At 61.4% G+C, this 14,236-nt stretch carries 9 protein-coding genes and 1 pseudogene; 7 read left to right on the top strand and 3 right to left on the bottom strand.

Annotated features, from left to right (window positions below; all coding sequences use genetic code 11):
• Positions 1-37: 37 nt before the first annotated feature.
• Positions 38-1,405, bottom strand: coding sequence for a response regulator c-di-GMP phosphodiesterase, NosR family (gene nosR / locus ACE04F_RS07500; RefSeq protein WP_486105639.1), 1,368 nt, complete (start codon positions 1,403-1,405; stop codon positions 38-40).
• Between the two features lie 226 nt (positions 1,406-1,631).
• Here nosR and ACE04F_RS07495 point away from each other — a divergent pair, with 226 nt between their 5' ends.
• The 7 genes and pseudogenes from ACE04F_RS07495 to ACE04F_RS07465 all read left to right on the top strand — a co-directional run bounded on the left by ACE04F_RS07495 (position 1,632) and on the right by ACE04F_RS07465 (position 11,731).
• A complete protein-coding gene (locus ACE04F_RS07495) occupies positions 1,632-3,923 on the top strand; it encodes an EAL domain-containing protein (protein ID WP_486105638.1) in 2,292 nt (763 codons plus the stop codon).
• On the top strand, positions 3,920-5,794 hold the full coding sequence (locus ACE04F_RS07490) for an EAL domain-containing protein (RefSeq protein WP_486105637.1): 1,875 nt from the start codon (positions 3,920-3,922) through the stop codon (positions 5,792-5,794). The genes ACE04F_RS07495 and ACE04F_RS07490 overlap by 4 nt, the downstream gene beginning before the upstream one ends.
• 40 nt (positions 5,795-5,834) lie before the next feature.
• On the top strand, positions 5,835-6,794 hold the full coding sequence (locus ACE04F_RS07485) for a cytochrome-c peroxidase (RefSeq protein WP_486105636.1): 960 nt from the start codon (positions 5,835-5,837) through the stop codon (positions 6,792-6,794).
• Positions 6,791-8,596 carry a DAHL domain-containing protein gene (locus ACE04F_RS07480; RefSeq protein ID WP_486105635.1) on the top strand — a complete coding sequence of 602 codons (1,806 nt, stop codon included), beginning with the start codon at positions 6,791-6,793 and terminating at the stop codon, positions 8,594-8,596. The genes ACE04F_RS07485 and ACE04F_RS07480 overlap by 4 nt, the downstream gene beginning before the upstream one ends.
• A gap of 590 nt (positions 8,597-9,186) precedes the next feature.
• Positions 9,187-9,273, top strand: a pseudogene (locus ACE04F_RS07475) (hypothetical protein); the annotation flags it as partial.
• A 57-nt stretch (positions 9,274-9,330) separates the two neighbouring features.
• Positions 9,331-9,999: an ATP-binding protein gene (locus tag ACE04F_RS07470; protein ID WP_486105722.1), complete on the top strand. Its 669-nt coding sequence runs from the start codon at positions 9,331-9,333 to the stop codon at positions 9,997-9,999.
• A 112-nt stretch (positions 10,000-10,111) separates the two neighbouring features.
• Entirely contained in the window at positions 10,112-11,731 is a 1,620-nt protein-coding gene (locus ACE04F_RS07465) for an FMN-binding glutamate synthase family protein (protein WP_486105634.1), read from the top strand.
• A gap of 153 nt (positions 11,732-11,884) precedes the next feature.
• Here the strand turns inward: ACE04F_RS07465 and ACE04F_RS07460 are convergent, their stop codons facing one another.
• Entirely contained in the window at positions 11,885-12,268 is a 384-nt protein-coding gene (locus ACE04F_RS07460) for a GtrA family protein (protein ID WP_486105633.1), read from the bottom strand.
• Positions 12,269-12,440: 172 nt separating this feature from the next.
• Positions 12,441-13,862, bottom strand: a complete 1,422-nt coding sequence (locus ACE04F_RS07455) for an amino acid permease (RefSeq protein WP_486105632.1) — start codon at positions 13,860-13,862, stop codon at positions 12,441-12,443.
• Between the last annotated feature and the right edge of the window lie 374 nt (positions 13,863-14,236).

Genomic DNA, 14,236 nt, shown 5'->3' with positions numbered 1-14,236 from the left:
CCCCCCCACAAGGAACCGCAGTGGTAGCTGGAGCGGTTCACCCCAACATCGGTTTCGGCGCCGAAGGATCCGCTTCCTCCTCGGGGATCTTGACGAACACGCTGTACCGCGCCCCTTCCATCGCCTCGAAGGCGATGAGTTTTTCGATCAGCGGAGCACTCATGACCTTGCCGGCATTGAGCAACAGCATGCCGTTGTCGGCATTGAGGTTGCGGGCCAGGACCATGCCGGCCGCCAGTTCCCGGGTGGTCGCGACTTTCACGGTCGGGTCGGACAGGGTCACGTCTTCGAGGTATTCGCCGCAGGCCTTGATGAAGTCCTCGACCATGTCCGGGTCGTACAGCTTGCCGGCGTATTTGCGGATGTAGACCAGCGCTTCATCGCTGTTCATCTGCCGCTCAAGGATCAGCCCGCGCTGCAATTCGATGAAATCCACCGCCAGTTTCAACAGCCGCGAACCGAACGGAATCGCCTCGCCCTTGAGGTGATCGGGGAAACCGCTGCCGTCCCAGCGCTCCTGGTGATGGAGGATGATGCGCGCGGCGTCCTTCATCGGGTCGAGGGTCATCAGCAGCGACTCACTCTGCTTCGGATAGGCCCGGTACAGCTCCAGTTCGCTGTGGTGCAGCATGTCGGCGGGCGTGACCATCATGTTATCGGTCCAGCTCAGCTTGCCGATGTTGTAGAGCGCGGCGGCCATGGTCAGGTCGCGGTCGGTGGACTCGTCGAGAAAGTTGAGCCGGCTGTAGACCCGGATCAACTCGATGATCTGCCGGTTGGTCTGCTTGGCCTTGGGCAGGCGCAGGTTGGCGATCAGCGAGAACACTTCGGTGCCGGTCACGTAGCTGCGCTTGAGCTCTTCGTAGGCCAGGTCGAGCATGTCGGCGGTCTGCTGCAGCTCGGCGGTGCGCGACGCCACGCGTTTTTCCAGCGTGGCGTTGAGGGTCTTGAGTTGCTGGTTCTGCTCGCGGTTCAGCGCTTCGAGGCGCTGGCGCTCGCTTTCCGAATGCTGGTGGGCCAAGGCCTGTCGCAGGGCCTGCACCAGTTCCTCGTCGTTCCAGGGTTTGCTGAGGTAGCGATAGAGCTGCCCCTCGTTGATGGCCTTGGTCATCATGTCCACGTCGGCGTAGCCGGTGAGCAGGATGCGCAAGGTCGACGGATACAGCTTGCGGATTTCCGCCAGCAGCGTGGCACCGTCCATGTTCGGCATCCGGGCGTCGGTCATCACCAGGTCGACCGGCCGCTCCTTGAGGATTTCCAGGGCCTTGGCACCGCTGTCGGCCAGCAGGATTTCATACGGCTGGCTGCGCAACAGCCGACGCAGGCTGTTGAGAATCGACTCTTCGTCATCGACCAGCAACACCGTCGGCTTCGCAGCAGGAACGTTCGACGATTGATCTTCCATTGGCACCCCCTCCTATTGACGATCACCGTTCTACCTTACCCCAGACAGACAGGCTAGTAGCTAGCGGGCATTTAGACACAATTCGCCACCACGCCCCGCGCGGTTTCCTTGAGCCGACTATGCTGTACCCCATGAAGGGCCAAGTACAGGCCGAATACTCATGCCAGCGAAAGGGATATCAGATGTTCCCACGGTTCCATAGTCAGCATCTCGACGGTGCACGGCCATGAGCCTGCCGATGGATAGATCCAATCGGCGGATCCTGATCGTCGACGACACGCCCACGATTCATGAGGATTTTCGAAAAATCCTCGCCCCCCACGCGCCCCCCGAGGACAGCCTGAGCAGCGCTGAAGAAGCCTTGTTCGGCGCGCCGGTGGTCATTGCCGCCCAGAGTTTCGAGCTGGAGTCGGCTTTCCAGGGCATGGAGGCGTTAAATAAAGTCGAAACGGCCCTGGCCCAGGGTAAACCGTTCGCCATGGCCTTTATCGACATGCGCATGCCGCCGGGCTGGGACGGTCTTGAAACCATCGAGCGGCTGTGGCGCGTCGACCCCAAGCTGCAAGTGGCGCTGTGCACCGCCTATTCGGATTATTCCTGGGAGGACATCGCCGATCGCCTGGAGCTGGGGGATCGCCTGCTGATCCTGAAGAAACCCTTCGACGCCATCGAGATCCGCCAGATGGCGAGCACCTTGACCGTCAAATGGCAGATGACCGAAGACGCGGCGCTGAAGATGGACATGCTCGAACGGGCCGTGGAGGAGCGTACCCGGGAGCTGGCCGACGCCAATATCATCGTGCAGAACAGCCCGACCATCCTTTATCGCCTGCGTGGCGAGCCGCCGTTCCCGCTGATATACATCTCGCACAACATCACCAAGTTCGGCCATGTCGCGGCGCAACTGATCAGCTCGCCGGACTGGGCGCAAACGCTGATCCACCCCGACGATCAGGGCAAGGTCCAGGAGGCCATGGTCCGCGTCCTGGACCGCGACACGGCCGGGGCGTCCATCGAGTTTCGCATGCGCACCGGCGACGACACCTTTCGCTGGGTGGAGAACCGCTACATTCCAGTGCGCAACGAGCAAGGCCTGTTGCTCGAAGTCGAAGGCATCATCCTCGACATCACCGAGCGCAAAGTGGCCGAGGAAAAGATCGCCCTGCTCGCCCGCACCGACGGCCTGACCGGGCTCGCCAACCGCGCCACCATGATCGAACGCCTGCACCAGGCCTTCGCCGCCGCGCGCCGGGGGGCGGCGCCGTTTGCGATGTTCTACCTGGACCTGGACCACTTCAAGCGCATCAACGACACCCTCGGGCACCCCATCGGCGACCTGCTGTTGCAGGAAGTCGCGGCGCGCCTCAAGGGCTGTACCCGGGAAAACGACGTGGTGGCACGGCTGGGCGGCGATGAATTCGCCATCCTGCAACTGGATGTCCATGAAGCGACGCACTGCGCGGCGCTGGCTGGCAAAATCCGTGACGCGCTGGTGGCGCCCTATTCCCTGGACGGCAACGATGTGCGCATCTCGGTGAGCATCGGTATCAGCCTGTACACGCCACAAAGCCTGAGTGCCGACAGCCTGATGGCGCAGTCCGACATGGCCCTGTACCGCTCGAAAGAGAAGGGCCGCAACCAGTATCACTTCCACAACGAAGAGATCAACCAGGAAGTCACCGACCGGGTCGCCCTGGCCAATGACCTGCGCCAGGCCATCGAGAACAACGAACTGCAACTGCACTACCTGCCGGAAGTCGACCTCGGCACCGGCAAGATCCTCGGCATGGGCGTGCAGGTGCGCTGGAACCACCCCGAGCGCGGCTGGCTGGAGCCGGCGGCGTTCATGCCGGCCGCCGAGAAAACCGGGATCATCATCGGCCTCGGCCACTGGGTCCTGGACCAGGCCTGCCAGCAGATGCGGCAATGGCGCGACCAGGGCATGGCGCCGCCGGTGATCGCCATCGACCTGTCCCTGACCCAGCTCAAGACCGGCCCGGAACTGATCTACGACGTGCTGCGCACCACCGCGCGCTGGGAGCTGGCGCCGTGGGACCTGCGCTTCGATGTCACCGAGGCGACCCTGGCCCAGACCAAATGGACCCACAACGACGTGCTGCCACGCCTGTGCGAACTCGGCGTGCAGGTGGCCATCGATGACTTCGGCACCGAGTATTCCTCGTTCGATTACCTGAAGACCTACCGGGTCAATCATCTCAAGCTGGCCCAGCGATTCCTCGACAGCGCCAACGCCGATCCGGAAAACGCCACGACCCTGCGGGCAATCATCAACTTTGCCCGGGACGTCGGCATCGGCATCATCGCCGAAGGCGTCGAGACCCAGGAACAACGCACTACCCTGATGTCCAGCGGCGGGTCGATGCAGGCCCAGGGGCATTACTTCAGCACCGTGGTCGACAGCGACCAGGCTGCCGCACTGCTCAAGGCCGGCACCATCGTGCCGGTGGCCGACCACTGGACCCGACCGGCCAGCCAGCTATCGGAGAGCAACCCATGAACCCCATGTCGGTACCTGCCAACCGGCGAATCCTGGTGGTGGACGACACGCCCGCCATCCACCAGGATTTTCGCAAGATCCTCAGCCCCAGCGCCGGCAATGACGATTCGCTGGACGACACCGAGAGCCTGCTGTTCGGCACCCCGCAGGTCAATCGATTGCAATTCCAGATCGACTCGGCCTATCAGGGCGAAGAAGCGCTGGAACTGGTCAAGCGCGCCCAGGCCGAGGGCCAGCCGTATGCGCTGGTATTCGCCGACATGCGCATGCCGCCGGGCTGGGACGGCCTGCAAACCATCGAACAGCTGTGGAAAGCCGACCCGCGCCTGCAAATTGCCCTGTGCACCGCGTATTCGGACTATTCCTGGGAAACCATGTCCGAACGCATCGAGTTCGACGACCAGTTGCTGATTCTCAAGAAACCGTTCGACACCCTGGAAATCCGCCAGATGGCCAGCGCCATGACTTGGAAATGGCAACTGGCGCAAGACGCGGCGCGGAAAATGCGCAGCCTGGAGCGCACCATCGAAGAGCGGGTCCAGGAACTGCTCAAGGTCTCTCACCTGCTGCAATACGACGTCCTCACCGAACTGCCCAACAGCATGCTGCTCGGCGACCGCCTGACCCAGGCCCTGGCCCAGTGCCGTCGGCATGACCGGCAACTGGCGGTGATGTTCATTGGCCTGGACCGCTTCAAGCGCATCAACAATGCGCTGGGCCATCCGGTGGGCGATGAAATGCTCAAGCGGGTGGCCCGCACGCTGGCCACCGTGGTGCGTGAATCCGACTCGGTGTTTCGCTACGGCTCCGATGAATTCGTGGTGATCCTCGGCGACGTCGCCGATCCGCAATTGATCAAGGGCGTGGCGGAAAAACTGCTCGCGGCGATCAACTCGCCACACCCCATCGACGGCCATGACCTGACGGTGACGGCCAGCCTGGGCATCAGCGTGTACCCCACCGACGGTTTCGACGCCGTGGCGCTGATCAAGAAAGCCGAGACGGCGATGCGCAACGTCAAGGAGACCGGCCCCAACGACTACCGTTTTTTCACCGAGGACATGAACCGCCGGGCACGGCAGCAGCAGACCATCGAATCGGGTTTGCGCCTGGCCCTGCAACGCAAGGAATTCGTCCTGCATTACCAACCCAAGCTCGACCTGACGAGTGGCACCGTGGTCGGTGTCGAGGCGCTGGTGCGCTGGAACCGGCCCGACCAGGGGCTCGTCTTTCCGTCGGACTTCATCCCGGTGGCCGAGGACAGCGGGCTGATCGTGCCGCTGAGCCAATGGGTGCTCCAGGAAGCCTGCCAGCAGGCTTGTCTCTGGCAAGCCGAGGGCATGCGGCCGCTGTACCTGTCGGTGAATGTCTCGGCGATCGATTTTCGCCAGCGCGGTTTCGTCGAAGGCATTGCGCGCACCCTCAAGGAAACCGGCCTGGACCCGACACAGTTGGAACTGGAGATCACCGAAAGCGTGCTCATGCAGAACATCGATACCACCGTCGCGACCCTCAGGGCCATCAAGCAACTGGGGGTACGGCTGGCCATCGATGACTTCGGCACCGGCTACTCGAGCCTGAGCTACCTGCAGAAATTTCCGGTGGACGTGTTGAAGATCGACCAGTCGTTCGTCGGCGACCTGAGCATCGACAGCAACGACGCGAAACTGGTGAGCACCATCATCAGCCTGGGCAAGAGCTTGAACCTGCACATCATTGCCGAGGGTGTGGAAACCCGCGAGCAATTGGAGTTCCTCAAGGTTCACCAGTGCGAGGAAGCCCAGGGCTATTACTTCAGCAAGGCCGTGGAGCCGCAGGCCTTTGCCCAGTGGATGGCGGCATGGGAAAAACAACCGAATCCGTTTTCATGAGCAATTGAGTCCCTAACCGAAGTTTCAAGGAAAGCATCCCATGGCGTCACACGGACTGATTCTGGCTCTCTGCCTGCTTGTGGGATACAGCGTGACCACTCACGCAGAACCCTTGGACGAACCGCTCAAACCCCTGCCCGCCGCGCCGGCCCTGGACCCCAAGCGGGTCCAGCTGGGCCAGCGGCTGTTCAATGACCCACGGCTGTCCGTCAATAACACGCTGTCCTGCGCCAGCTGCCATCGCCTGGACAAGGGCGGCGCCGATGACAAGCAGTTTTCCCTGGGCTTCGACGGCAAGCCGGTGGAGGTCAATACCCCTACCGTGTTCAACGCCAGCCTGAACTTCCATCAGTTCTGGGACGGCCGCGTCGATACCCTGGAAGAACAGGTGCATATCGTCGTGACCAGCCCCGGGGAGATGGGCAGCGACTGGAAAACGGTGGTCAAGCGCATCGCCGATGATCCGGGCTACGCCAGGGATTTTGCCGATGCCTACCCAAACGGCGTAACCCAACCCAATATCCAGGGCGCTCTTGCCGATTACGAACGCACCCTGCTGACGCCGAATTCGCGCTTTGACCAATACCTGCTGGGCAACACCGACATTCTCACCCCCCGGGAAAAATTCGGTTATCAGCGCTTCAAGGAATACGGCTGCATCGCCTGCCATCAGGGCGTGAACATCGGCGGCAACATGTTTCAGAAGTTCGGGGTGATGGGGGACTACATCCAGGACCAGGGCAACCCCACCCGGGCCGACGAAGGCCGCTTCAACATTACCGGCGACGAAGCCGACCGCCAGGTGTTCAAGGTGCCGAGTCTGCGCAACGTGGCCGTCACCGCGCCGTATTTCCATAACGGTTCCGCGCCGACCCTGGAGCGCGCGGTGGAAGTCATGTTCAAGTACCAGTTGGGTCGCGAACCGCTGAAAAACGATACCCAACTGATCGTCGAGTTCCTCAAGACCCTCACCGGCGAATGGGAGGGCAAGCCGCTATGAACAGTCTCTCCCGCCGCCTCGGCCTGGCTTTCATCGGCGTCTTGCTGGCTTCGATCCTGTTGTTCATGTACATCGAATCAGGCGCCCGGCAAGCCGCCTCGCACATCGAATCGCGCGACCTGATCCGCTTGCTCAAGCAGCAGGACGGGATCTGGGACAACGAAGTGCTCAAGTCGCGAATCGCCCTGAGCCACAACTACGACCCGCTGGTCTCGCCGCTCAATGAAATGACGCGCCTGTGGCAGCGCCTCGATGCCATCGAGGCGGAGCCGGGCCGCCATGCGCCCGAGCTCTGGTCGACCCAGCGCGACGAGTACCTCAAGGCACTCAAGGAAAAAACCCGCCTGGTGGAACAGTTCAAGTCCCATAACGCGGTGCTGCGCAACTCCCTGGCTTTCCTGCCCACCGCTGAAGACGATATCCAGCGCCAGTTCTCCCTGCTGTCCGATAACGACAAGCTTCGGCTGCAGAGCGCCACCATCGACACCTACGACCTGCTGCTCGCCACGCTGGAGTTCGCGCAGATCACCACCCAGGACCAGGCTGCCGAAATCCTGATGGGCCTCAACCAGCTGGATATCAACAAGGAGCGCTTGCCAGAAGGGCTGGTCAGCTCCGTGGAAATCCTGCGCAGGCACATCGCGCTGATCCTGCGCGAGCAACCACTGGTCAACCAGCTACTGCGCGACTTCGAGGCCGTCCCCCTGGCCGCCCGCCTGGACACCATCACCCAACTTCTGGAAAAGGACCAGGAAAAAGCCGCCGCCAAGCATCAGCGCAACCACATTATGTTGCTGGTGTTCGCAACCCTCCTGGTGCTGATTCTGATCTGGCTGGCGGTTCGGCTGGTGCGCAGTTTCGGCGAGATCAAGCGGGTCAACAGCGCCCTGCAAACCGCCAACGACGAACTCGAACAACGGGTCGAAGAGCGCACCCGCCAGCTCAAGGACACCCAAAGCGAACTCATGGACACTGCCCGCCAGGCCGGCATGGCGGAGATCGCCACCAACGTATTGCACAACGTCGGCAACGTGCTCAACAGCGTTAACATCTCCGCCGACCTGGTCAGCCGCAAGCTGCGCAGCAGCAAGGCCCTGGGGCTGGGCAAGGCGATGAATCTGATCAACGAACACAACCACGACCTCGGGCATTTCCTCACCGAGGACGAAAAAGGCAAGCTGTTGCCCGGCTACCTCAACCAGTTGGTGGAAGCCATCGCGGTGGAACAACAAAGCCTGACCGACGAACTCGCGCAACTGAGCAAGAGCGTGGACCACATCAAGGACATCGTTTCCACGCAGCAGTCCTACGCCGGCGCCAACAGCCTGATGGAACCCCTGGTGGTCAGCGAACTGCTCGAAGACGCCCTGCGCATGAACTCGGGAGCCCTGACCCGCCACCATGTAACGGTCATCAAGGACTACGGCGAAGTGCCGCGGATCATGGGCGACAAACACCGCTTGCTGCTGATCCTGATCAACCTGATCAGCAACGCCAAATACGCCATGGCCGGGGTTTCCAACCATGCACGGAACATGACGCTCAAGGCCACCGTCGTAGACGATGAAACCCTGCAGATCAGCGTGAAAGACGAAGGCGAAGGCATCCCGGAAGAGAACATGACACGCATCTTCGCCCACGGTTTTACCACCCGTAAGGACGGCCACGGGTTCGGCCTGCACAGTTGCGCGCTGGCGGCGATTGAAATGAACGGCCACCTCACCGCACACAGCGAGGGGCCGGGTACCGGGGCGACGTTTGTATTGCAGCTGCCCCTGAAACTCGCAGAAGGTGAGCCATGAACAGCCTGAGCAACCGGCGCATCCTCTTGATTGATGACACGCCCGCCATCCACGAAGATTTCCGCAAGATCCTGACTCCGGAGGACGAAGCCGACAGCGACCTGCAGGACATGGAAAGCGCGCTGTTCGGCGAGGCCCCGAAACCCGCCGCCACCGTGTTCGAACTCGACTCGGCCTACGGTGGCCAGGAAGGTCTGGCCAAATTGCAACGGGCATTGGCCAAGGAACTTCCCTATGCCCTGGCCTTCGTCGACATGCGCATGCCCGAAGGCTGGGACGGCGCCAAGACCATCGAAGAGCTGTGGAAAGTCGACCCGCAATTGCAAGTGGTGGTCTGCACCGCGTATTCGGATTATTCCTGGGACGAACTGCTCGATCGCCTGAACGGCCACGACCGTCTGCTCATACTGAAAAAGCCCTTCGACAACATCGAAGTCCAGCAGATGGCCAATACCCTGACCACCAAATGGGAAATGACTTCCCGTGCCCGCTTGAAAATGAACAAGCTCGAGGACCTGGTGGAGCAACGCACCCTGGCGTTCAAGCAGGCCAGCGAATTGCTGCAGATGGAAATCGACGAACGCAAGATGCTTGAAAGCCAGCTCGTGCAATCGGAAAAACTCGCTTCGCTGGGTCAACTGGCAGCCGGCGTGGCCCACGAAATCAACAACCCGATCGGCTTCATTTCTTCCAATCTCGGCGCTTTGGGTGGCTACTTCAGCAAACTCGAGGAAATGCTCCAGGCCTACGGCAGCGCCGAACAGGCCATCGCCTCGCCGGAGCTGGCGATGAATCTGAAGAGCTTGCGCGAACAGGTGGAACTGGATTTCCTGGTAGAGGACATTCCCATATTGATCAAGGAATCCAAGGACGGCATCGCCCGCGTCGGGCAGATCGTCAAGGACCTCAAGGACTTCTCCCGCGTCGACTCCAGCCAGGAATGGCAGATGGCAAATCTGCAGCAGGGCATGGATTCGACGTTGAACATCGTCGCCAACGAAATCAAGTACAAGGCCGACGTGGTCAAGCAGTACAGTCCCTTACCGGAAGTCGAATGCCTGCCGTCGCAGATCAACCAGGTGATCATGAACCTGATCGTCAACGCCGCCCAGGCCATCGGCCCCGAGCGCGGCACCATCACTCTGCGCAACGGGGTCGAGGGCGATAACGTCTGGATCGAAGTCGCCGACAACGGCTCGGGCATCCCACCGGAAACCCTGCAGAAAATCTTCGACCCGTTCTTCACCACCAAACCCATCGGCCAGGGCACGGGGCTCGGGCTGTCGCTGTCCTACGGCATCGTGAAGAAACACCACGGCGAGATTACCGTGCGCAGCGAAGTCGGCGTGGGGACGACGTTCCGGGTGGAGCTGCCGGTGCGGCAGATGAAGTTGGCGGGGTGAGCGACAGTTCTTCAGCGAGAGCGCTCTTGTGGCAGGGAGCTTGCTCCCTCGCCACGGGGTTGCATTCCAGGCTAATGTCTCCGCCAATCGCTCCCTCCCCCAAGGAACCCGCATGAGCCTATCGCTGCTGAGCCGCTACGCCTTCTTCGCCGGCTGTGTGATTTTCACCCTCGCCAGCCTGCCGTTCCTGCGACACGACTGGCTCTGGCCGATTGCGCTGTTGACCGGGCTGCTGAGCCTGCTGGGGGTGTTCGACCTGCTGCAAAGCCGTCACGCGGTACGGCGTAACTATCCGATCCTGGGCAACATCCGCTACCTGGTCGAAGGCATCCGTCCGGAGATCCGCCAGTACCTGCTCGAATCCGACAGCGACGCCCTGCCCTTTTCCCGCGCCCAGCGCTCGCTGGTGTACTCGCGGGCCAAGAACGAAAGCGCCGACAAACCGTTCGGCACCTTGATCGATGTCTACCAGACCGGTTTTGAATTCATCGGCCACTCCATGCGCCCGGCCCCGCTGAGCGACCCCAGCGGCTTTCGCGTCACGGTCGGCGGCCCGCAATGCACCCAGCCGTATTCGGCATCGGTGTTCAACATCTCGGCGATGAGCTTCGGCTCCCTGAGTGCCAACGCCATCCGAGCGTTGAACCAGGGCGCGAAACTCGGCAATTTCGCCCATGACACCGGCGAAGGCAGCATCAGCCCTTACCACCGCGAACACGGCGGCGACCTGACCTGGGAGTTGGGCAGCGGTTATTTCGGTTGCCGCACCTCCGATGGGCGTTTCGACCCGGAGCGCTTCGCAATCCAGGCGCAGAATCCGCAGGTGCGGATGATCGAGATCAAGATGAGCCAAGGCGCCAAGCCGGGCCACGGCGGGATCCTGCCCAAGCACAAGGTCACCCGGGAAATTGCCGAGACCCGGGGCATCCTCATGGGCGAGGATTGCGTGTCGCCGTCCCGCCATAGCGCGTTTTCCACGCCGATTGAATTGATGCAATTCATCCAGCAACTGCGCGAACTGTCCGGCGGCAAACCGGTGGGCTTCAAGTTCTGCCTGGGGCATCCGTGGGAATTCATGGGCATCGCCAAGGCCATGCTGGAAACCGGAATCCTGCCCGACTTCATCGTGGTCGACGGCAAGGAAGGCGGCACCGGCGCCGCGCCGGTGGAATTCACCGACCACATCGGCGTGCCGCTGCGCGAAGGCCTGCTGTTTGTCCACAACACCTTGGTGGGCCTGAACCTGCGGGACAAGATCAAGCTCGGCGCCAGCGGCAAGATTGTCAGCGCCTTCGACATCGCCAGTGTCCTGGCCATCGGCGCCGACTGGGCCAACGCCGCGCGCGGCTTCATGTTCGCCATCGGCTGCATCCAGTCACAAAGCTGCCACACCAACAAATGCCCCACCGGCGTCGCCACCCAGGACACCCTGCGCCAGCGCGCCCTGGTGGTCCCGGACAAAGCCCAGCGGGTCTACAACTTCCACCGCAACACCCTCAAGGCCCTGGCTGAAATGCTCGCCGCCGCCGGCCTCGACCACCCTTCGCAATTGCAGCCCAAGCATCTGGTGCGGCGCATGTCGGCGAGCGAGATCAAGCTGTTCTCCCAACTGCACGTGTTCTTGAAACCGGGAGAATTGCTGACCGGTGAAGTGAACGGACAGTTCTATTCGCGGATGTGGCAACTGGCGCGGGCGGACAGTTTTGAGCCGCAGGAAATAGCCGCGGCGTAAGCCCCGAATATTTGCTGCTGCGCACCAGCTTTTGTGGCGAGGGAGCTTGCTCCCGCTGGGTTGCGAAGCAGCCCCAAGACAGGCGCCGCAGTAAAACAGTCAGACCACGACTGCTACACCCGAGGCCGCGAACCTTCCCATTCGAAGCTCCATCTAGCTTTGCGAGGTTCGTTCATGGCTGCTGAGGGTTACGAAGCGATTTGAACCGGAACACGCCGTACCCCATCGCCAGGTCAGCAAAAGATACGAAGCGACCGCGACCCATCCAGGCGAGCGCAAGGCATCGCCCACCGAGCCAATGCCATAACTCAAGGCGCCCATCACGCCGCAGCACAGCAGATAGCCGCGCCAGGACTCCCCTGGCTCGAAGATATAAATTGCATTCACATAAAGCGAAAACGCCGCAGCGACGCAAAACGCTGCGATGTTACTCGTCGCCTGGGTCAGTCCGACTGCGCCATACAGTAGAAAAAAAACCTGGCAATAGATCAGTCCATTGACCAGTGCGATAACCATCAACGCGGAAATCCCATTCATCCTGTTGCCTCGCCATTCCCCATTGACGGGTTTCCAAGCTAGGCAAAGGCACAACGGCGGTCTACTGTCAGACCTTACAGGTCGGACACCGAAACCGACGGACGGTCACGCTAACGCCTACAAAAAAGCCCCAGTCATCTGACCGGGGCTTTGTTTTGCATCACGCTTGACTTTACGAAACCGAACGCGCCGTCTCCTGCGTATCACCGGTCGGCTGCAACTTGAAGGTGTAAAACAACACCGTCAGCAGCACCAGGAACGCCGGGCCGATATACAGCGCCACACGCGTGTCGGGGAAGTAGGCCATCAGGCCCACCACCAGCACCAGAAATGCCAGCGCCAGGTACGAGCTGACCGGGTACAACCACATGCGGTACTTCAACGCCGCACGCTCGGACGCGCTCAGGCCTTTGCGGAATTTCAGCTGGGCCAGCAGGATCATCACCCAGGTCCAGATCGCGCCGAAGGTGGCGATGGAAGTGACCCAGACGAAGACTTTCTCCGGTACCAGGTAATTGAGCAGCACGCCCAGCAGCAGCGCGGCGATCGATAGCAGCAACGCACGGCGCGGCACGCCGTTGCTCGAGGTCTTGGCGAAACCGGCCGGGGCCTGGCCGTTCTGCGCCAGGCTGTAGAGCATGCGGCCGGTACTGAAGATCCCGCCGTTGCAGGACGACAAGGCGGCGGTGATCACCACGAAGTTGATGATGCCGGCGGCGGTCTTGATGCCCAGGCGCTCGAAGGTCATCACGAACGGGCTGCCCTGGGTGCCGATTTCGTTCCAAGGGTAGATCGACAGGATCACGAACAACGCGCCGACATAGAACAGCAGGATCCGCCAGAACACCGAGCCGATGGCGTTGGGGATGGTTTTCTGCGGGTTGCGCGCTTCGCCGGCGGTCAGGCCGATCATCTCCACGCCCAGGTAGGCGAACATGACCATTTGCAGGGACATCAACACGCCGGACACACCGTTGGGCATGAAGCCACCGTGGGTCCACAGGTTGGAAATGCCCAGGGCCACGCCATCGTTGCCGAATCCGAAGGCGATGATGCCGACGCCGCCGATGACCATGGCGATGATGGTCACGATCTTGATCAGGGCGAACCAGAATTCGAATTCGCCGAAGGCCTTGACCGCGATCAGGTTGATCGAGCCCATGCTGACCAGTGCGGCCAACGCCCAGATCCAGCGGGGCACATCGGGGAACCAGATGCCCATGTACACCGCCACCGCGGTGATCTCCGCGACACAGGTCACCAGCCAGAGGAACCAATAGTTCCAACCGGTCAGGAAGCCGGCCAGCGGGCCGAGGTAATCCTGGGCATAGCGGCTGAACGAACCGGCCACGGGGTTGTGCACGGCCATCTCGCCGAGGGCGCGCATGATCACCAGGATCGCCAGGCCACCAATGATGTAGGACAGCATGATCGCCGGGCCGGCCATTTCGATGGCCTTGGCCGAACCGAGGAACAGCCCGACACCGATGCAGGCGCCGAGCGCCATCAAGCGGATATGCCGCTCGCCGAGCTCACGTTTGAGCGGACCACCCTGAGCGGTCTCGCCATGGGGCAGATGATTGCCGACTGGCATAGGGGTACAACCTCGTCTTGTTATTGGATTAACCACCGAGTCTCCAAGGCCACGGGCGGATAAGCCTGCGACCTTGCCGAAACCGGGCCTGCCTCGTGGGCAGACCGTCCTGTAGGACAAGTCCTCAAGATCAGCGGGTCGTGCAGTATAAAAAGCCGGGAACAGAAAGTTTCACCATAAAAGCAGGTTAATTCAGGGAATGCCCGAGCCCAATGGGCTTTTTTGAAGAGGGATTGCCTAAGCTAATAGCCGTTTAGAAACGCCGCTGAGTATTGCACAGTGATGGTGCAGCGTCATGTATTGGGATCGCTAGATGGCTCTAGCACGCGCTTTTCGGTCACTATGGTCGCCCGTGGGGGGGGGGCTTGCTCCCT

The sequence above is a fragment of the Pseudomonas sp. AGC41 genome, assembly GCF_057334555.1.
Note: the sequence above shows the minus strand (reverse complement) of the source record. Positions and strands in the feature narration are given on the sequence as shown.

Bases quoted from the DNA above. Each gene is read 5' to 3' on its own strand.
- nosR (WP_486105639.1), bottom strand. From the start codon at position 1,405: ATGGAAGATCAATCGTCGAACGTTCCTGCTGCGAAGCCGACGGTGTTG.
- ACE04F_RS07495 (WP_486105638.1), top strand. From the start codon at position 1,632: ATGAGCCTGCCGATGGATAGATCCAATCGGCGGATCCTGATCGTCGAC.
- ACE04F_RS07490 (WP_486105637.1), top strand. From the start codon at position 3,920: ATGAACCCCATGTCGGTACCTGCCAACCGGCGAATCCTGGTGGTGGAC.
- ACE04F_RS07485 (WP_486105636.1), top strand. From the start codon at position 5,835: ATGGCGTCACACGGACTGATTCTGGCTCTCTGCCTGCTTGTGGGATAC.
- ACE04F_RS07480 (WP_486105635.1), top strand. From the start codon at position 6,791: ATGAACAGTCTCTCCCGCCGCCTCGGCCTGGCTTTCATCGGCGTCTTG.
- ACE04F_RS07470 (WP_486105722.1), top strand. From the start codon at position 9,331: ATGCTCCAGGCCTACGGCAGCGCCGAACAGGCCATCGCCTCGCCGGAG.
- ACE04F_RS07465 (WP_486105634.1), top strand. From the start codon at position 10,112: ATGAGCCTATCGCTGCTGAGCCGCTACGCCTTCTTCGCCGGCTGTGTG.
- ACE04F_RS07460 (WP_486105633.1), bottom strand. From the start codon at position 12,268: ATGAATGGGATTTCCGCGTTGATGGTTATCGCACTGGTCAATGGACTG.
- ACE04F_RS07455 (WP_486105632.1), bottom strand. From the start codon at position 13,862: ATGCCAGTCGGCAATCATCTGCCCCATGGCGAGACCGCTCAGGGTGGT.